9 protein-coding genes and 1 pseudogene are annotated in these 20621 nt (G+C 64.6%); 5 read left to right on the top strand and 5 right to left on the bottom strand.

Annotated features, from left to right (window positions below; genetic code table 11):
- Positions 1–274: 274 nt before the first annotated feature.
- Both O3I_RS24415 and mobF read left to right on the top strand, forming a co-directional pair.
- Positions 275–1321, top strand: coding sequence for a hypothetical protein (locus O3I_RS24415; protein ID WP_014985663.1), 1047 nt, complete (start codon positions 275–277; stop codon positions 1319–1321).
- Positions 1322–1762: 441 nt separating this feature from the next.
- Complete coding sequence (mobF, locus tag O3I_RS24420) at positions 1763–7780, top strand: MobF family relaxase (protein ID WP_041562846.1); 6018 nt, start codon at positions 1763–1765, stop codon at positions 7778–7780.
- 89 nt (positions 7781–7869) lie between these two features.
- On the opposite strand, the gene O3I_RS44035 is transcribed toward mobF, so the two are convergent.
- Entirely contained in the window at positions 7870–8676 is an 807-nt protein-coding gene (locus O3I_RS44035) for an HIT domain-containing protein (protein WP_202804871.1), read from the bottom strand.
- 344 nt (positions 8677–9020) lie between these two features.
- Positions 9021–10556 (bottom strand): hypothetical protein, encoded by a 1536-nt coding sequence (locus tag O3I_RS44975; RefSeq protein WP_141692269.1) that lies wholly within the window; start codon positions 10554–10556, stop codon positions 9021–9023.
- Positions 10557–11551: 995 nt separating this feature from the next.
- On the opposite strand from O3I_RS44975, the gene O3I_RS24440 reads away from it, so the two are divergent.
- Together O3I_RS24440 and O3I_RS24445 are read left to right on the top strand one after the other, a co-directional pair.
- Positions 11552–12937 (top strand): FAD-binding oxidoreductase, encoded by a 1386-nt coding sequence (locus tag O3I_RS24440; protein ID WP_041562847.1) that lies wholly within the window; start codon positions 11552–11554, stop codon positions 12935–12937.
- A gap of 138 nt (positions 12938–13075) precedes the next feature.
- Complete coding sequence (locus O3I_RS24445; RefSeq protein ID WP_014985668.1) at positions 13076–13582, top strand: DinB family protein; 507 nt, start codon at positions 13076–13078, stop codon at positions 13580–13582.
- A gap of 77 nt (positions 13583–13659) precedes the next feature.
- On the opposite strand, the gene O3I_RS24450 is transcribed toward O3I_RS24445, so the two are convergent.
- The 3 genes from O3I_RS24450 to O3I_RS24460 all read right to left on the bottom strand — a co-directional run bounded on the left by O3I_RS24450 (position 13660) and on the right by O3I_RS24460 (position 19368).
- Positions 13660–14169, bottom strand: a complete 510-nt coding sequence (locus O3I_RS24450; protein WP_014985669.1) for an Ltp family lipoprotein — start codon at positions 14167–14169, stop codon at positions 13660–13662.
- Between the two features lie 203 nt (positions 14170–14372).
- A complete protein-coding gene (locus O3I_RS24455; RefSeq protein ID WP_081594109.1) occupies positions 14373–18506 on the bottom strand; it encodes a caspase family protein in 4134 nt (1377 codons plus the stop codon).
- Positions 18496–19368, bottom strand: a complete 873-nt coding sequence (locus tag O3I_RS24460; protein ID WP_014985671.1) for a hypothetical protein — start codon at positions 19366–19368, stop codon at positions 18496–18498. Before O3I_RS24460 ends, O3I_RS24455 begins: the two co-directional genes overlap by 11 nt.
- Positions 19369–20091: 723 nt before the next feature.
- Here O3I_RS24460 and O3I_RS47070 point away from each other — a divergent pair.
- Positions 20092–20526, top strand: a pseudogene (locus tag O3I_RS47070) (IS110 family transposase); the annotation flags it as partial.
- Positions 20527–20621: the final 95 nt, after the last annotated feature.

A 20621-nucleotide genomic window follows, 5' to 3' on the forward strand; every position in this document is an offset into this window, starting at 1 on the left:
AGTTCGACCAGCGGCCGCGTACGCCAGCTCGAACCCGGACACCGAATCGGGCGCGCCACCACCGACCGCGCTCAGGACCGCCACCACGGCCGCCGATTTCTGCGAACCGTCCCCGCCGCCGTGGACCGGAATCCGGCGTCGACGTCCAAACTCCGCCAGTCGCCACGGCGCGTCGCACCTGGCCGCGCCGAAGCCCACATGATCACGTACTCGGATGGGTGTTGTTCTCATCAGAGAGAAGACCGCCGATCAACGGTGTCCCTACCGTAACGCCATGCAGGATGAATTCACTTCGGCCCCCACGACGATCCGCAAGGGCAAGTTCGAGGCTGCCGTGGTGGCAGCGCGGATCATTTCACTGGCCGAGATCATGCATATCCCCGGATTCACCGATCTCGCGCCTGAGCACATGTACCGCATGGCGCACACGGCCTCGAATAGGCAGTGGGTGTCTCGACCTGTGTACTGGATGCAGCGCGGCCGTAGCGCCGCCTGGCTGCGAGGCAGCGATCCCGATTATCAAGCCGAGCAGGTGCGGCTTGAGGACAAGCTGCGTGCCGACCTCCACCATCGGGTCGCCGCCGCCGCGGACGGTGATCATTCTTTGATCGACCAACTCGAGGCCGGCGGCCCGTCGATGGTCTCGTGGCTTCCCAAGCTCCAAGAGCTGCTGGGCGATGGCCACGGCCCGGTTCACCTACTGGACTCTCCTGCCGACACGGCCGGACCATGGCGTGGCATAGCGGCATCTGCGGACCCAGAAGAGCGGGCGCAAATGGCGGTGGCGCAGTGGAATTCAGACTTTCTCGATCTAGTGCCCAGGTTCGCGACAGCACTGCATACCCGACTGCGCGATGTGCGCGTCTGCGACTGGGACACCGAAGGTCCGGCGCTGCTGTACTTCTTCGAGGACGCGAACGGCGACACCGTGGTCTGGGTGGGATGGGATCCGCACAGCTCCGCCGGGCCGAGGCCACCGTTCTGGGACACTCTGCCCTCGGCGGTGCGCCGGTTCCTCAACGACGTACACCCCGGCTTCACCATGCTCGACGGCGAATCATTCGGACTCGCCCAGCCTTCGTACATGTCCACCTTCGATGCTTGGGCGGGCTGGACCAACGGCATCCCGGACTGGGACCACGAGGTACCCATCGCCGCGACCCGGATGCTGTGGCTGACAGGCAACGGTGGAGACACCGCCCTATGTGCGTCACCGGACCTGACCGTTGGCGAAGTAGCCGTGCTATTCGAAGGCGATTTCAGTACCAGCGAACTCGGTCCGGAACTGGACAGCCTGATGCTCAGCGCGTTGAGCCTATAGGCGACGCGGATTTGCCCGTCCGCTGGCCCGCGGCGTCCGTGGCACCGCGAAGGCCGGTGCCTGGCTCCAGGTAGCCGGGTGCAGGATCAGTGATCCGGCCTCCAGCCCGCTGGCGACCAGAGAGCGACGCCGACCGCCGTCGGATACCCACGCGCACTCGGATAGATCCGATCTGCTTCTGGTCCCACCAGCAAAATCACGTGTCAACTACACCCGGACACGTCACTCACATGCCAACAAAACCTGGACTGCGCCAACTACAGCTGTACACGACACCCGCACTTCCCTTCTCTTACCCCCTCCTCCACCTCTTTTTCGCAAGCAGACCTCTTGCATCGAGGAATAACAATCCGATAACGACCAGCAGTTTTGCTTGATTTGATACTTTTTCAGTGAGACGAATCGCTGGACTTTACGGTCGGGAGAATGCCCACTGGAGGTATGACCGCAACAATTCATAAAGTCGTGGCGGGCAATGGCTACCAATACTATCTACGCAAAGTCGCCGCGAACGATGTCGACGCTCGCGGCCGATCGGATCTGGCTGACTATTACTCCGCCCACGGAGAGGCGCCCGGGCGCTGGCACGGTTCCGGCCTGGGGCCGCTGGGCCTCGAAGATGGTGCGGAAGTTACCGAGTCGCAGATGAATTCACTGTTCGGACTCGGGCGCCATCCCAACGCCGAGCTGATCGAAGACCGCGTATACGCCGGGCAGATCGAGCTCGGCGCGAACGACAAAGACGCGACGCGTGCAGCCGATAAGGCGAGTCGTTTGGGTCATCCATATCGAGTTTATGCCGATGTTTCCGGGTTCCGGAAGCGGTGTGCGCGAGCGTTCGAGCAATACAATATTGAGTGCGGCTTGGCCGGGGAGGATGTAATTCCGGAGCCGGAGCGGTCGCGGATCCGGACTCGTGTGGCGTTCGACATGTTCAGCGAACAGTATGAGCGGGCGCCGGTTGATGCGCGGGAATTGTCGGGGTGGGTGGCCAAGAACTCGCGTCCGCACACCACGGCGGTGGCTGGTTTCGACGTCACGTTCTCGCCGGTGAAGTCGGTGTCGGTGCTGTGGGCGGTGGCGCCGCGGGCGGTGTCGGAGAAGATCGAGGCCGCCCACCGCGCCGCCATCGACGACGCGTTGAGGTGGCTGGAGCGGCACGCAGTGTTCACCCGGTTGGGTCGCAACGGGATCCGCCAGGTCGACGTCGACGGCGTTATCGCCGCGGTGTTCACCCACCGCGACAGCCGCGCCGGCGATCCGGATCTGCACACCCATGTACTGATCGCGAACCGGGTCCGGACCGCCGAGGGTAAGTGGCGCACCCTCGATGGCGCCGCGATCTATCGGGCGCTGGTGACGGTCTCGGAGATCTACAACACCCGCCTCGAACACCACTGCGAGCAGATGGCCGGCCTGGAGTTCGCCGAACGGCCCGGCCAGGACCCCTCGAAACGCCCAATCCGGGAGATCGTCGGAATCCCACAGTCGTTGATCACCGCATGGTCGCGCCGCGACGCGGCGATCACCACCCGACTCGGGGAGCTGGCGGCGGCTTTCCAAACCCAGCACGGACGTGAACCGACACCGGGAGAAATGTTCGATCTGGCCGAGCGCGCCACCCTCGACACCCGCCCCGCCAAACACCTGTTGCGGTCCTTGGCCGAGCAGCGCGGCAGCTGGCGCGCCGAAGCCGTGCGGGTGCTCGGAGGCCGAAAAGCGTTGTCGGCCATGGTGCACGCCGCGCTGAATCCGGCGCGCACGGTGCGACCGCCGATCACCGGGCGGTGGATCACCCGCACCGCCCAGCATGTCATCGAGGTGGTCTCCGAGCACCGATCGACCTGGCGGGCAACCAATGTGCGCGCCGAGATCGAACGCCAACTCCGCGGCAAAGTGACCGGACGGGATTGGGAGAGCGTCGCCGAGGCGGTGCTGGCCGAAACCCTTTCCCCCGCCCACGCTGTCGCGATCGGGGATCCTGATCTGGCCGACGAGCCCGAACTGACCTCGGTTCCGGTCGTGTTGCGCCGCCGCGACGGCACCAGCGTCTACACCTCGGCCAACCAGCAGCTCTACACCAGCGCACGCACACTCTCGGTCGAAGCCGAACTGATCGAACTATCAGTGCAGGCCGGAGCGCGCCAACTTCCCGCGGACGTCGTGGCCGCCGCGATCGCCGCCTACAACACCGCCAACCCGGACCGAACGTTGAACGCCGGACAGGTCAGCGTGATCGAGGGATTCGCCCGATCAGGGTTGCGGGTGCGGACGACCAACGCGCCCGCTGGCTCGGGCAAGACCACCGCGATGGCGGTGCTGGCGAACGCGTGGGCCGCGGCCGGTGGGCAGGTGCTGGGGTTGGCGCCGACTGCGGCCGCGGCGGCGGTACTCGGGGAGTCGATCGGGTACCGCGTCGAAACCGTCGACAAGGTCCTGGACGTGCTCGATCAGCACACCCTGCGACCCGACAACGCCTTCGTGGAGCGGGAATTCCCGCCGCCGTTGCCGCAGTGGATCCTCGATATCGACCCGGCCACGTTGGTGATCGTTGACGAGCACGTCAAAATCGGGAATCTCAAACGTCTTCGCCTGCTGCGCTATCTGACCGGACGCGGGGCGACGATCCGCTGTATCGGTGACCCGCGTCAGCTCTCGGCGATCGAAGCCGGCGGCGCCGACGCCGACATGGACGCCGCCGCACCCGAACCCGCGCTCACCCTGACCCACGTCGTGCGATTCGACTCCGCCGGCGAAGCCACCGCGAGTTTGCAACTGCGCGACGGCGACCCGATCGCGCTGGGCTGGTATCTGGACCACGGCCGGATCCACGCCGGACACGAAGGAGCCACCCACGACGACGCGTTCCACGCCTGGACCGCCGACTACCTCAACGGACGCGACAGCGTCATGCTCGCCGCCAACCACACCACCGTCACCGCACTCAACGCCCGCGCCCGCGCCGACCGCCTCGCCCGCGACGGCACACAACCCGGCGCGACGTGCCTGCTGATCGACGGGCTCGAAGCCTCGGTCGGGGACGCGATCCGCACCCGCCACAACGACCCGCAGCTGCGATTAGGCCCGCGAGATTGGGTGCGCAACGGCTATGCCTGGACCGTCACCGCCGTCCACGACGACGGCAGTCTCACCGCCACCCATCTACGATCCGGCGCGAAACACGGCCACAGCGTGCTGCTTCCGGGCGACTACGTCAGCGAACACGTCCGCCTCGGGTACGCCACCACCGTCGATTCCGCGCAAGGAATCACCGCCGACACCTGCCATGTAGCGCTCACCGGATACGAATCACGCAACCAACTCTACGTCGCACTCACCCGCGGAATCTTCACCAACCACCTCTACCTACCGACCGCATTGGACGGCTCGGAAGGCTCGTTCTGGTCCGAACCGGCGGCCTATCCGCGCACCGCGATCGAGATCCTGTTACGGATTCTCGACCGGGACGGGACGCAGAAGTCCGCGCACACGACCCGCCGTGACGCGCTCGATCCGTATCGGCGTATCGGGCGCGCGCTCGATATCTACCTCGACTCGATCGGTCTCGCGGCCGAAAATGCACTCGGCACCGACGGGTTAGATCGCCTGGACGCCGACGCCGAAAGGGCCGTACCTCACCTCACCGACTGCCCCGCCTACCCCATCCTGCGCCAACACCTGGCGACCATCGCACTCGCCGGCCGCGACCCCATCGCGGCGTTATGCCGAGCGAAGAACGCGCGAGAACTCGACACCGCCGACGATATCGCCGCCGTGCTGGACTGGCGCCTGGACTCCACCGGCACCCATTCGAGCGGCGGCGGACCCCTGCCGTGGGTGCCCGGGATCCCTGACGGACTCACCGGCGACCACGACCACCACCAACTCGGCGCGCGTGCCCGCATCCTCGCCGATCTCATAGGCCAGATCCGCGCCGACACCCAGCAATGGACCCCGGCGTCTGCCCCGCGGTGGGCGCGTCCGCTCCTCGGTAGCCACCCTCAACTGGTCGAGGAACTCGCGGTATGGCGCGCCTCGCTGCACATCGATGACCGCGACCCTCATTCCACCGGTCCCGCCCGGCGCAGCGTTCTCGAACGCGACCATCAGCAACTCCTCGACGCCCGGACCACCGAAGCGCTCGGCGACCTACACCGGCCCGCCAACACCTGGGCGCCTACCGTCAAGACCATCGCCGCTCGGGTCGTGACCGACCCGTGGTGGCCGATCATCGCCGAGAAAATCGACATCGCCGCCCGCGCCGGCATCGACATCCAAACCCTCCTCACCGGCGCCGCACGCACACGGGCGCTACCGGACGAGATGCCCGCCGCCGCACTGTGGTCACGCCTGGACCTCGAACCCTCCGCACTCGACACCCCGCACGCCCACACCATGCGACCGGACTGGATCACCGACCTACACACCATCCTCGGAACCACCACCGCCGAACGTGCCATCACCGACGCGGCGTGGCCGCGGCTGGTCGCCGCGATCGACCGCGCCACCGGCAGCGACTGGACACCTTACGAACTCCTCGCCACCGCACACGAACTCATCCTCGGCGCCCAACCCTTCGGCACCACATTCCTGCGTCCCGACCAACTCGCCGACGCCCTGGCATGGCGCATCGACGCACTCCTACGCCAACCCACCCCCATCCAACAATCCTCCACCGAACCCGAACCGGACACCAGCATGCACCCCCACGACATTCCCACCGACACCCAACCACCCGACCCACCTCCCCCTTCTGAGCAGGCGAACCTCACGCCAGTACGTGCGAGCGACGATATCGACTCCGGTGGCAGAAACGTGCTGCCGGACAACATCGCGACGGTCGCCGCGCTGTTGCAGGCCGGTGATCTCACCGCGGCCCGGCGGAACTTCCTCCGGCTCACCGGCACGCTCGATGACGCACAGCGCGACATCATCGAACGCGTCGCCACCACCCTCTACACCTATCCGTTCGTCAACGCTCGCGCCCGGCTGCAGTGGGCCGCCGAGCGCTACCCCGAACACCGCGAACTCATCCACGCCTGCACACCCACCACCGACCCACACACCTACCAGCGACGCGACTACCAACCCCCGCCGCCGATCCCCCGCGAGCACTACATCCGCCCCGCCCACGACCTACCCGACCGCTACGACCCCACCCAGATCCGCCCACCACGACCCGACGCCGAAATCCGCGCCGACCAGCACGCCGACGAATACGAGCGCACACGCGGCGACGTCGACGAACACGTAGAAGACGCAGCCAAGGCCGGCAAAGCCGAAAACCTGACCGACGACGAGAAGCAGCGCCTGGCCATCCCCGAGGGTGTCCCGCACCGCTACTACACCGGAAACCATTGGACTGACAGCCATCCCGACTCCAATGAACCCGACTACGACCAGTTCGCAGACCTTCGAACCACCACCTTGCCGTGCGTCTGCTGCGGCATCTCCCGCCCCGCCGAAGCCCACCCCCGACCACCCCGGCGCACCGAAGACGGACTGTGCCACGACTGCCGCGACGACGGCCAACCCCCCATCCCCGACAGCGAACCCGCCGACCGCATCAACACTCGCTGCGACCACATCGCCGCCATCCACCCAGCCGAAAACCTGCGCGGTCTGCTGCTGCGAGACTGGCGCGCCGCACGCACACTCGCCGAACGCATCGCCATCAGCGCCTGGGTCCAAGTCCATCCACTACCCGACAGCCCGCCTCAACAGCCCAGCGTGGCCAGCCCGATCGTCGAGAACGCCTTACACGCGCTCACCGACCAGCAACTCGAACAAGCCATCGACGACCTCGAGCTACGCATCGCCCTCGCCGCCGACGACGCGAACATCTACGGGTCGGCGCCTCAATCACACGTCGACGACAGCGAATTCGACGACCAACTCCGCCGACACCGCGCAGCACAGGACGCGATCCGCGCCGTCCGCGCCGCCGAAGCCACACTCACCGAAGCAGTCCGCGAAGCTCGAGCCATCAACACCGAACTCGACACCGCCCGCGCCGCCCTCGATTCCACGCCCGCCCGCCGCCGCGCCCGCCGCGACCTGCAAGCGCGCGTCGACGCACTCGCCGCCCGACAGGACACCGCGATCGGTGTCCGAGAATCCGCACGAACCGCCCTCAGACAAGCCCACCGCGACGCTACCGACATCACCGGAACGACCCGCGAGTGGGACCGAATTCTCACCCAACCCGCCCCTCCCAAGCCCGAACATCAACCCGCACAACCAACTCCGGAACTACCAGACATCGTCGAATTCGAGAACCAGCTCGACAAGTTACGAACCGAACGCAACCGCCGTCAACACCTCACCAACACCGCCGTAGCCGACGAACAACACCTTCGCGATCAGCACGCCAGCCCAATACCTGACTCTTCCGACGAGTTCGACACAATGAACGAACCATATCCACCACCTTCGTCTGGACCACACGTCGAATCGTGATCGGTGTGCAGGGTTCAGCATCCTCGTCACGACAGGCACACAACCGAGCGGTGCGCTTCGCTCGCCAGGTAGATTTGCCCCGCCGGTAGCTATTCTTTTCCGCTTTGCTGTGGCGTCCAGGGCATTGGGAGTTGGTCGCCGTAGTGGCGGGGTACATAGTGAATTTTCGAGTGGTCGTTGTTCTGCACATCCGGCCCGAACGGCGCAACGAGATTGGCGGATTGGTCAGGAGTTCGGCTCGCCCACTCTGCGGCGTGTTCCATCGCCGATCGTGCGAATGCCGAATCAGAAAAGCTACCGTGCTGATGCGGCACTACCATGACATGACCTGTAGTGACCGGATTGACCGGCGAAATCAGGTCGGCGTCGGGCCATTGCTCAACAATATTCTCAGGTGCTACCGCACGGGCACAGAAACCACATTCGTGCATCACTGGCACCTCGCTCGTTTTCAGCTGGCCTGTCCACAGGATAGGCAAGCCGCCGTCCGGTCTCATCGGCACGACATGCAGATGAAGGTGCTCTATCGTCTGAGTGGCCGGTCCGCCACGACTTGTAGTAACGAAAGCATTGGGATGGGCAGACGCGAGTTCAGCAGCATGCGCGAACACCGCCCCAGAAATCTCCGGATCTATGCCGACATTGGCGACGTGCTTCCTGGGGATGACGATGCGATGCCCTGCCGTAACCGGATCCAACGGTACAAGCTCAATCGAGTGCGGCCGGACCGACTTGATTTCGGCAGGGCCCGTGCCTGCGGCGATCCGACAGAACGCACAATGCGCATCGAATCCGCCCCCTGGACGAATCCCCTTTCCGAACAACGGATCTGTCAGCGGGTCCGGCTGCACTGTGGCGCGCCGGAGGCCATCGAGGCCGCGCTGATCGGTCTGCACGCAGCTCCATGCCGATGCCGCGATCGCACGCGCAGTGGAACCCATGACATCCCGAAGGGCCGTTACCCCTCGCTCGGCCGCGTTTAGTAGATTGCCGAACGACCTCACCAGAGGTGACATGCCACCTTCCCCGGCCCGGATATTTGCCGGGCATCAGCCCTCAATCCTAGGTGCGTCGCACCTACGCTGGTGTCTCCAGCGGTGGCTGCCATCCGCCGATGCTAGCTCCGAACGCCTTCTCGCCGAACGAGGCCCGCCCCACCAACCTGGCGTCCGTCGCTGTCCCCTTCAGTCTTGTGGCATGGCGGCCGTGCCAGAATCACCCTTCTCGGCCTTCACCCGCGTCAAAGTCCTTGTACCACTCCTCGATTCGTCGTCAGACCGTTCCTCTGCGAGTCCCGCGCCGACTCGGGTTCGGGGATAGTTGGTTGTCGTGACGGTGCCGTCGTAGTCCACGGGGTGGTCGTCGGTGTGTCGCGTGCCGGTATGGACCACGGTGTGCGTGTCGACCTACGATCGTGGGAGAGTTTCGAGTTAGCCTTATGCTGCGATTCTTGTTTGGATTTGTTTTGCTTTTCAGATGTTTTCGCGAACGCACGGTCGGGCCTTGGTGGCACTGGAGGGACGCTCGTGTCACATGAGCCCGTATCGGCGCCGGCATGGATGTCGGCTTGCATGCTGAGATCCGGACCGTGGCCGACAGGCCAAATTTGCGGTCGACTCTGCGATCCCGTTGCGAACGGGTTCCAATGTTCAGTGGAGCTTTTAGTCTGCGCGTAGGCTTCGGATTCGTTGTGGCCGAGTCGTGCATCCGGCGAGGCCACTATGCCGCTATCGGCATCATGTGAACGAGCCGTCTCCAGTGCCGATGGCCCGACGGTGTTGGCGACGGGACCTCGTTGCGGGACGGGGACAGCGGACGGCGGAAGTTGGATACCAGTTGATAGCCAACGCAGTTGGGGCTGTTCAGTATCACTGTCCGGCGAAGTCTGCACCCGTCCATCTGCGAGTGCCCGCGTCGACTCAGGCACGGCTGGGGTGGTGTGATTCCTCGTGAGCTGATCAGCGCGGTCGAATGCTGCCGACGCTACGATCGGTCGAGAGGACGATTCTACCGGCAACATTGGTTGCCGCACGGCAGCGTCAGCGGAAACAGAGAGATCCCCTGAGTCTGCGCCGGACTCGATAGCGATGCCCGCCAAGCTGTCTGCGAAGCGTCGATAATGGTCAGCGATATCGTCGGCGTAGCTTTCCAAGATCTGCGCCCGGCGCAGCACTTCGTCGGCATCGATCCGCAGCTCGCTGGCTGGATGCACACCGAGCAACTGGCTCGCCGTATCGAATGCCTTCTCTGCGGCTGCGTCGACTATGCGGTCGATCTCGGTCTCGAACTCGGAAATCGCTCGCTCGATCAGCTCGCACAGCACGTATTGTTCAACGTAGGCTTTCAGCGCCCACGTGATCCGGCGCGCAGCCAACTGAATCAGCGGTTGTAACGCTGCTCCGCCTCCGGTCACGAGAAGCGCACCCGCTCCTAGGGCGAGCGCGCTGAGTTCAGCGATCGCCGCCGCCTTTGCTGCCACGATCAGGTCTGCCCCGACATCCATGGCCGTGGCCACCGCATGCCCGCCGACCTCGAACGCGGCATGATGGGTCCCCGACAGCCGCGCCCACGTCGCGAGGAGGGCCTCATACGATCTGCCGGAGTAATCCACTCCCATCGCGGTGATCTCTGTGGACGCGTCATCGATGGTGGATGACACATCGGCGACGAAACCCCGGATATGGTCAGCGGCCCGGCGCACCTCCTCCTCATCGATATTCACCCATGGGATGCCGAGCAGATTGAGGAATATCGCCACCTCGTCGGGAAGCATCATCAACCGATCGCGCTCCTTCGGATGAGCAGGCCTTGCCCGTCAATTCTCGAAGACGTCCGCCGACAGTCATTCTCACCAATGGGAATCGCTCGACGGTATGGTCAACCTCCGCAGCTGTGGGCGGGGACCCCGGATCGGATGGCAGGAACTGGTCTCGAGCGGCCGAGCCATCCGAGGCAGTTGCCGAGTTCTCCGTGTCCGTCTGGCGGTCCGCCGGCGATGCAATGGTCGGTCCCTCGACCCCGCCACGGTGGTCGATTCGTGCGGCTGCTGCGCCGCGACGGCACGCTCATCTCCTAGTGGCACCGCAGCGGCGAATGAAGAGAACGGCAACCCGAAACTGTCCGTGCTGAAACTGTTGCTGCTGCAGCGGAACCTCTTGCCCCAACGGTCCGAGCGCGCGCTTCCCTTAACCTCTGAACCGGCCAGGGGCGCCTCAACATCTCCCGCCACACACTGCGCGCAGAACTTACCCAGGTGTCTTCGGCTACCAACCGAGGGCGAGCAGACCCCCTCAGATCGCCACAGAGTTTTCGCTCTCCGAGGCGACCTCCGCGCTGCCTATCGCCAGATCACGCACCATGCAGGCAAAGTCGGGGGCGCACGTTACTGACGTTCCCGCGCAACCACCGCCCCTTACCCACCTGCATCCACGCCGCTTGATCCGCTGCGTAGCTCGCCGAATCCCCCGCATGCGTCGGCAGGCTGAGACGGATACGTCGGCGATCATGGAAGCGCTGCCCTCGATGACCTAGACCGATGCGCACGCTCGACTCGGATGAAACCCGAAGGCTCCACTGGTCCAGCGGTTGCACGGCTCCGCGCAAAACCGAATCCCCCTGGCCCGCTTTAGTTGCCAGGTATGGGAACCAGCCATGCCGATCGATCCCATAGCCTTTGATTCGCCTGTCGGATCCTTCATAAGCCGGATGCGCAGCGCTCTCCCGCGATGACAAGAAGGTGCGATCTTGAGCGAGCCGGAACAACTGTCGCCAATGGACCGTACCGACCACGCAATTCGGGATTCGCTGCGCGATATCGTCGGTTCGGCGCACGTGCTAGTAGACCCGGCGCGCACCCGCGGGTATACAACGGACTGGACGGGTCGATGGGTGGGATCGACTGTCGCCGTAGTACGACCGGGTAGCACCGCAGAGGTTTCCGCTGTGGTCACCGCCTGCTCTGAGGCACACATTCCGATCACCACCCAGGGTGGGAACACGGGTCTGGTGGGCGGCGGTATCCCCCAGGCAGGTTCGGTGCTCTTGAGTACTAAGCGCCTGGATCTTCTCGAATCGGTCGATCCGATCGCTTGCACCATTGCAGCGGGCGCCGGCGTCACGGTGGCACGCGCCGATGCGGCAGCGTCAGCACACGGCCTCCGGTTTGGCGTGGATCTGGCATCGAGAGAATCCGCGACTCTCGGCGGCATCGTCGCTACGAATGCGGGCGGCACCAGGATGATCCGGTTCGGTGACACGCGGTCCCAGCTGCTCGGGGTCGAAGCGGTACTGGCCGACGGCAGTGTCTTGTCCCGCTGGACACCGCTCGCCAGGGACAATGTCGGATACGATCTGGCCGGGTTGCTGGCAGGTAGTGAAGGCACTCTGGCTGTGATCACCAAGGTCTTGATGAAACTGGTGACACCCGCAGCAGATTCGAGCATCTTTCTCGCCGGTGTGGCGACCGTGGACGCCGCCTTGCGCGTGTATGAACTGGTCGCCCGGAGCGGATTGACCATTGAGGCCGCCGAATTGATGACCGCAGACGGAATCGAAATCGTGTGCAAGCACACCGATATGCGTCGACCGTTCGAATCGCACTCCAGGTTCTACGTTTTGTTCGAGGTCTCAGCGCTCCGTGGTACCGAGGATGCACTGCTCGAGATCTTTGCTGAGGCCGAGGGTTTTGTCGATGACGTGGCGATCGATCGCCGGCCCGCCCGGAAGCTGTGGCGATTGCGTGAGGCGCATACCGAAAGCATCGGCCGCGCGTCCAGCACACCGGTGATCAAACTGGATCTGTCGGTGCCGCTCGAGTCGATGTCATCTTTCGTGGGAGCTGTCGAATCGGCTGTAGCCCAGCGATTTCCGACAACGCGATCGATCATGTTCGGTCACTTCGCTGACGGCAACATCCACGTCAACCTTCTGGATGTCCCGTCAGCGCAAGCAGACTCGATCACTGAGGCCGTTTTCGGAGTTGTCACCGACCACCGGGGTTCTATAAGCGCCGAAAGCGGAGTCGGTCGCGCGAAAACCCAGTGGCTTCATCTCGGCCGGAGCGCGATCGACGTGTACATGATGAAGAGAATCAAACTTGTGCTAGACCCTCGACTCTCTCTCAATCCGGGAGTCCTGTTTTCGTGGGGGGCCAGATAGCTATCGAGCTGCCAGCCGGACCGCACAGTCTGTTCACGCTGATCACGACCCGGAACAGATCTCACCGACGGCCGCCTCGTCTGCACCACCCGGTAAATACTTCGACATCGGCCGCGGTGATCGGCGATGCTTCCAGCGATGCTCAGAATCAACGACACTCCGACCGCGTGGGACGAACGCACCCAGCTCACCACGTTCCTCGACTACGCACGCCACACCGCCCTCGCTAAATGCGAAGGCGTCTCCGCCGAAAACGCCTGCAAGGCAGTCTTGCCGAGCTCACCGCTGATGACCATCAACGGCCTGATCAGCCACCTGCGCTGGGTCGAGAACCAATGGTTCCGGGTGGTCTTCCTCGGCGAGGAAGACCACGCCCCCTGGACCGACGAAGACCCCGACCGCGAGATGCGCATCGCCGTCGACATCCCCCTCCCACGATTGCTCGACGAGTACGCCGAGAACAGTGCCCACTACCGCACACTGGTCGCCGCGCACAGTCTGGACACCCTCGCCAGACGAACCATCCGTGATGGCGTCCGAGTCGACCTGCGCTGGATTCTGCTGCACCTCACCGAAGAGACGGCTCGCCACAACGGCCACCTCGACATCCTCCGCGAGTTGCTCGACGGCACCACGGGCAAATAGATCCATCACAGATCGCAGGCGGGTGCAAAGCCCGGAGGGGGTGCTGCGGTGTCCGGGCCTACTGCCGAAAGAGGTTGTCAGTAGGCGGCATTGACTCCGTACTCGGCCTGGGCACGCGTGAAGCCCTCATACACCAACTGATCGATCAGTCCGGACCGAGAGAACGAGGTGTACTCAAGATACTGCTTGGCGCTTTTTGCCGCTTGCTCGTTCCAGTCCACATTCAGGCTGTCCACCGCGAACGTAGCGTCTGCGGTAGCGAAGCCTTCGTACTCGAGCTGGTGGATCAGACCGCTGCGGGAGAAGGCAGAGTAGTCGAGGTACTGCTGGGCAGATCGGATGGCGTTGCGCTGGCTGGAGGTGATGTCCTGCTTGGCCAGGGAGAATTCGACCGCATGTGTCGATACCGGCGCCGCGATATCCGGCTGAGCGACGTCGGCCGCTGCCGGAGCGCTATTCCATGCGGGTGCCGCCAGGACGAGAGCCAGTACCGGGCCGGCGGCCAGCCACACCCACTTCTTCTGTTTCGTCGGCGAGCCCGCGGCCGACAGGTAGCTGGGCTGTGGGGCGGAAAACGGCTTGGTCATCGGTACTCCTGCTCTGCTCATTACGCCGGGATCGCCGTCCGCAAATGATTCGAGGCAACCCAGCGAAACGGACTGGGAACCAACACAAGACGACAACAACGAGACTATGGTCGGCGCGCCCGCGCCACAGTCGTTCGAACAACCGACTCCGACTCCATCCTTCACAGAAAGATTGAGTTTCCGAACACACCGGGGAGGATTCACTACGCTGGAGGCAGATAGTCGAGTACTGCGATGTCGCCGTCGAGCCCCACGATGATTTCGCTGCCAGGGCCTACATGCACGAAACGCACGCGCTCTGGGCAATCGAGCACCGCAACAGTGGACATCGTGACGAGGTCCCACATTCGTACTGTGCGGTCGTAGCTGCCGGTAATAGCGACCGGGTGCTTGTGGAGCTGGGTGCAGGCTGCCCCCATGACCTTGTCGGTGTGGCCGGTGAGTACCCCGTGCTCGGTCTCCGTAGTCAGGTCCCAGATCCGTACAGTGCCGTCGCGACTGCCTGTGACAGCGACCGGCCGTCCGTCAATGGCCGTGCAGGCTACCGAATTGACCGAGCCGTCGTCGGTAACGAACACAGCGCGTTCGGATTCGGCGGCCAAGTCCCAGACCCGCACCGTGCCGTCGTCACTGCCGGTGACAGCAACCGGATGCCCATCGATCGCAGTGCAGTCCACTGCCAGGACCAAGTCCCTGTGGCCGATGAACTCGGTGCGCTGGGTTCTCGTGGTCAGGTCCCACACCCGCACCGTGCCATCCTCGGTGCCAATGACGGCGACAGGGTGCTCGTCAACTATCGTGCAGGCCAGTGCCCCGCTGATGTCGATGTGCGCAGGAAGCACGGCATGTTCGGTGCCCGTGGCCAGGTCCCAAACTCGAACCGTGTTTACGTCGCTGGTGACCGCGACCGGACAACCGTCAAGCATGGTGCAGGCCACCGACAAGACAGCGGCCGTTTGGCCGGCAAGTCTGGCGCGTTCCAACCCGGTGCGCAGGTCCCAGACCCGCAATATCTCATCGTGGCTGCAGATGACAGCTACCGCGTCTTTCCCGAGCGTGGTACTCGCCACCGCCCAGCCCCAGCCCGCGTGGGCAGCGTGCTGTTCGAAGGCGCCGGTCTTCTTGCGAGTGAGCTGCATCGCAGGGGCTTGTCCTGATTCGCCCGGCCCGGATTCGAGCATCTGCGGGTGAGGTGTAGCGAGATCCCAAACCCGCACGGTGTTGTCGTCGCTGCCGGTGACAGCGATCAGGTGCCCATCGAGCATCGTGCAGGCCACTGCCTGAACCCAGCCCGTGTGTCCGGTGAGTATGGCGCGTTCGGTTCCCGTGGTCAGGTCCCAGACCCGCACCGTGCGGTCGCTGCTGCCGGTGACCGCAATCGGCTGCCCGTCGATCGCGGTACACACCACCGCCCCGACCCAACCGGCGTGCCCAGTGAGCACAGCGCGTTCAACTCCTGTGTTCAGGTCCCAGACTCTCACCGTGTCATCGTCACCGCCGGTGACTGCGACAGCGTGACCGTCCAGAACCGTGCAGGCCACAGCCGAAACCGAGCCTGTATGGCCGTGAAGCACAGCACGTTCGGCTCCGGTGATCAGGTCCCACACCCGCACCGTGCGGTCGCGACTACCGGTGACTGCGACCGGGTGCCCATCGATCGCGGTGCAGGCCACTGCCCGGACAGCGCTGCGATGGCCAGTGAACTCGGCACGTTCGATGCCTGTGGCCAGGTCCCACACCCGCACCGTGTGGTCATGACTACCGGTGACCGCGACCAGGTCTCCATCGAGCATGGTGCAGGCCACAGCGCTGGCGGCGCCATGACCGCTGGCAAGCACCGCTCGCTCGGTCCCTGTGGTTAGGCTCCCTGTGGTTAGGTCCCAGACCCGCACCGTGCCGTCGTCGCCGGTAGTGACCGCGACAGCGTGCCCGGCCAACGTGCTGCATTCCACCGCTTCGACCCAACTGGTATGCCCGGTGAGTGTGGAGCGGTGCGCTGGATGAGTGAGTGTGCCTGTGGCCCAGCGGATTTTCCACCTCGTTCTCCGGCTGAGCTGATGTTGCTGGCGTGCGGCTCCGAAGCGTGCGGCTTCGATGGCCAGTACTTGGCGGCGACGGATCGGTGGGAGGTGATGGTGATGGCAGCGATAGATGGCTCGGGTCAGTAGCCCGTCTTCGCTCTCTACCCGAAGCATGGCGGCCAGCAGGGGCGCGGGTTCGGCATGGACAAGGTAGTCCGTGTCGGTGATCAGCTCGTCTATCAGGCCGGCATGGGCAGCGTGGGTGGCCAGATAGCGCAACGTGTAGGGGTGGGCGAGTTCCCAGTCTGGGTATCCGTCACCGTCTAGAGGTACCCGCTGTTTCAATACGTGCACGAACGCGGTGTGGGCGGCGGTGGAGTCGTGGTCTCGGATGAGGTGTTCGGCGAGGGCTTGATGGTAGAGGCGGTAGGCCGAGCGTCCGTTCTCGGTGGCTTCCACGACGTAGGAGCCCGCGGTGTGGCGCAGCCACATCAGATCCTCGTCGGTGTAGGTGATCCCGGCCATCTGGGAGGCGATCGACGCCCACAGGTCTTCCCACGGGAGCCCTTGACCTTGCGCTAACGCCAAGGGCCGCAACAAGTTCCGTGCTCGCTGGGCATCTTCACCGAGCCGCGATTGCAGGTCGCGGCGCATGGCGTCCCCGGGCAAGGCGGGCAGCGACGCCCGCCAGGCGGGATCGTAGGTGTTCGGCAGTTTCGGGTCGGCGGACAGGGTCGCGGCGACGATTCGGGTGACCAAGAACGAGGGATACGCTTGCTCGGCGATTGCGCTGGCGACCGCACGGATCACTGGTGGTCTTTGGTCGGTGTAAATGCTGTCGGGTGCTGCCGCGACGAGTCCGCGGATGGCGTAGGTTCTCAACGCGTCGAGGTCGGCGTGGCGCGGCGCATCGAGGTCCAGTGCCGACTCACGTGTCAGCCCGAATTCGTCGAGTAGGTAGGGGCGGGTACCGACCAGCAGCCGGATCCCGTCGCAGGCGTGATCGAGTAACGGGCGCAGCAGTTTTCGGGCCAGCTGACGCGGTTCGGTGGCTTCGTCGAGGCCATCGATCAGCACCGTCAGCGCCGCCTCTCGCTCGTGTAGAGCTTCGGCGAGTTCCCCGATCGTGCTCACGGACAGTTGGGCGGCAGCGGCTATGCCGTCTCGGACCTGGTCGATGGTGAGGTTCTGGGCGTAGATCGCCACATCCACGATCCCGGGATTCGGAACCGCTTCCGGTGGAAGGTTCAGGCTGTGGACAGGCACGGTATCGCGATATTCCGAGTGGGCCAGGGCAGCGATCAGCCCGAGCACCGCGGTCTTGCCTGAGCCAGGGTTACCGGTCACCGCAAGCAGCGGCCGGTTCGGGTCGGGGCGGGTGAGCCATGTGGTGATGTCGGTGAGCGCCGCGCGGCGTCCGCAGAACCACCAGCCCTTGCCGTCGCGGTTGCCCATCGCCCGCACCAGCAGCCGAGTACGGAACTCGACCTCGCGGCGCTCGGCGTGATCCTCCCACTCCTGCGCCTGCTGCAACGCGAGATCGACACCGGTCATGCTCGGGTGATGACGAGGGTTGGGCAGGAACTCCGGTATGTCCTCGGTCAATGCCAGCAGGTGATAGACGATGTCCTGAACAGCAGGATCGGCGCCGTGCTTACGCAGTTCGCTCACCAAGGCGGGGATGGCGATGATCGGAGGACTGTAGCCGGCCGCGGCAAGTGACCCGGCCGCTTCGGTGAGCAGGCGCGGGAACCGCCCGGCCTCAGCGAGCTGACGCGGTTGTGCTGAGCTGAGCACGACGATCCCGTCCCCTACCTTGGTGCCCCACCGACGTAGGTAGGAGTCCAGTGCCTTGGCAGCGAATTCGGCGCCGCCGCTGCCCGAGTAGCAGGTATCGAGCATCAGCAGCAGCCGCCGCACCGGGGTCTTGTACAAGATCGCGTCAGCGATGTCGCTGGTACGCGCCGCCAGATGCGGGCGGTCGGGGTCGGTGTCGGCGGTGAACAACACGTGACGGTCGAGCTCGTCGAGACGCTCACCGTGCCCGGTGAAATACACCGCCAGCATGTCATCGGGACGCCGGTCGTCGTCGTGACAGAACCGGTCGAGCGCGTCCAACAGCTGTGCCGCGGTGGGGTTCATGCCCACCGTCTCGACCAGCTTGTAGCCGAACCTCCCGGTGAACAGCCGCACCAGGTCCTCCCGTGCCCGGTACAACCCCGGCCTGTCCCAGCCCGGACCCGCAACAGCATGATCAGCAACCGCCACCGCGATCAGAAACCGCCGTGGGCCACCGCCGCCCGGCTCACCGGTCATCCAGGCCGCCCACGATCGCCTGGCCGGTCAGCTTCTCCGTCAGATACGGAACAGCCGAATGCGCGTGAGAACCGTTGTGGACCAGCGTGTCCCACACCCGCTGCGAGAACGAGGAACCGAACAGCGGATTCAGCTGCTTGACCAGAGCCACCACATCCCCAGCATCGGCGATGTTGGTCCACACCAGCTGCCCGCCGGGCCAGGCGCCGATCCCGTGGGCCGGTACCGGCTCGAGGCGGTCGAAGATCAGATTCGGGATCCCCAGCGGCGACCCCATCGTGATCAACGCCCGCACCGAGTGTCCGGGCAGGGCACACAAGGTTTCGTAGGCGACGACCGAGCCGAGGGAGTGCGCGATCACCACGCGGGTGTCTTCGCTGATCTGATCGCGCACACGGTCGCGGATCTGTTCGCGGAGAACGGGTTCGGTGAGGTAGCGGCGAACCTGTTTGAGATCACCGACCATCGAGCGCAGCGCGATCCCGGCGAAGAACCTGGAATCAGCGAGTCGCTCGAGCCGGCGCTGCACCGACACCGGCGCCCGCCCGCTCAGGCTCAGATCATCAGGGACCTGCACCACAGTGTCGCTTGACGCGGCGGCTTCCCACCAGACGGTTAGCAGGTCCAGCTCCACGCCGGGTTCGACATCGCCTGCGTCGTACCACGGCTCCGGCCCCGAAAGCGGTTGCCCGGGCAGACGAAACAGATCCCCGTAGAAGCCCGCCACGACTTCGTTCTCGGTGAGCCGCGCTGCCCCGGCCAGGCTCAAACCGCTATTCAGCGCGGGCACCCAATCCTTGAGCATGACTTCGCTACCGGAGACCTGCTGCCCGATCCCATGCACGCACACCACCCGCGCCATCAGCAACCCACCCCTTCAACGCGATAACTTCCCGCGAACGCATGACCAATGCCGCAGTGCACCTGAACGAGCGACGCTGCGCCACTTCAGATCTAACCCCACCGCTACGCCGAAACGCATCGAAACGAGTCCCCGTTGACCAAGCTGCGACCCCCATGTCCACCGATCAACTGACACCCGACGCTATCCGCAGCCTGCATCGCACCGTGCTGGGACGCTCCCGACTGTGTGAACGACGAAAACCCACGGATCCGATGGTATTCACGGTCCGGGCGACCGGGACGTCCGCGGGTATCCGGTCATCGGCTGCGGCACCGGGAAGGGCGTGCGTCCCGTCCCGGCACCGATTACGTTTGTAGCACTACACATCCGCCATCAGAAACTCAGGTCCAGCAGCGGCCATGGACCGGCCGAGCGGCCTCGGTCAGCGTGCAGGTAGCCGCTGCATCGATCGGTTAGTCACACTGAACCGTCGACTTATCTGATTGCAGCAGTTCGTGTTCGAGGTCAGCTGCCACGTAGCGTGCCGTAGGAGACCGGGCGGGCTGACTCGTGAACCGTCTGTCGCCCTTGCGGTTGACTTGCCCGTGATGTGCCTACCCGTCCGGTCTCCGTTCACGGTCCGACTCGACAGAGGTATGACGACAACCTGCTGTGAAAGGCTCTTAAAGTCGACATGTCGGCCGTGGATTCCCCATCCGACAACAACGAGGAACGAACCTGATGATGCTGATCGGCGTCGATCCGCACAAGTCCACCCACACCGCCACCGCTGTCGATCCGGCAACAAGTTCCGATCTCGGCTCACTCCGGATCGACGCGAGTTTCGCCGGCTATCGCAAGCTGCTCGCGTGGGAGCGGCAGTGAACCGAACGCGGCTGGGCCGCGCAGAACGCCGAGGGACTCGGTCACCACTTGGCGCTGTGGCTGGTCACGATGGATGAAACCGTGATGGATGTGGCATCGGCCGCAACGGCGCGGGTCCGGCAGCACTCCCGTGGCGGGCGCCGCAAGAATGACCGCATCGATGCCGCAGCCGCGGCGAGTGTCGCTGCGCTGCACGGAGATGCCCGCCGCGTGCATGCAGAAACCCACGCCGATTCCCTCGCGCTACTCGATGAAGATCGAAAGAATCTGTCCAGCAACAGAACCCGATCCTCCGTCGACGAGATGAACGGGACACACGAGGTCATGGCGTAGCGCCAGCGACATGAGCACAGGTAATGAACCAACAGGTCGGTTCTCTTTGAATT

This window comes from Nocardia brasiliensis ATCC 700358, assembly GCF_000250675.2.
GTDB lineage: Bacteria > Actinomycetota > Actinomycetes > Mycobacteriales > Mycobacteriaceae > Nocardia > Nocardia brasiliensis_B.

Bases quoted from the DNA above. Each gene is read 5' to 3' on its own strand.
- O3I_RS44975 (WP_141692269.1), bottom strand. From the start codon at position 10,556: ATGATGCTTCCCGACGAGGTGGCGATATTCCTCAATCTGCTCGGCATC.
- O3I_RS24450 (WP_014985669.1), bottom strand. From the start codon at position 14,169: ATGACCAAGCCGTTTTCCGCCCCACAGCCCAGCTACCTGTCGGCCGCG.
- O3I_RS24460 (WP_014985671.1), bottom strand. From the start codon at position 19,368: ATGGCGCGGGTGGTGTGCGTGCATGGGATCGGGCAGCAGGTCTCCGGT.
- mobF (WP_041562846.1), top strand. From the start codon at position 1,763: ATGACCGCAACAATTCATAAAGTCGTGGCGGGCAATGGCTACCAATAC.
- O3I_RS24455 (WP_081594109.1), bottom strand. From the start codon at position 18,506: ATGACCGGTGAGCCGGGCGGCGGTGGCCCACGGCGGTTTCTGATCGCG.
- O3I_RS24445 (WP_014985668.1), top strand. From the start codon at position 13,076: ATGCTCAGAATCAACGACACTCCGACCGCGTGGGACGAACGCACCCAG.
- O3I_RS24415 (WP_014985663.1), top strand. From the start codon at position 275: ATGCAGGATGAATTCACTTCGGCCCCCACGACGATCCGCAAGGGCAAG.
- O3I_RS24440 (WP_041562847.1), top strand. From the start codon at position 11,552: ATGGACCGTACCGACCACGCAATTCGGGATTCGCTGCGCGATATCGTC.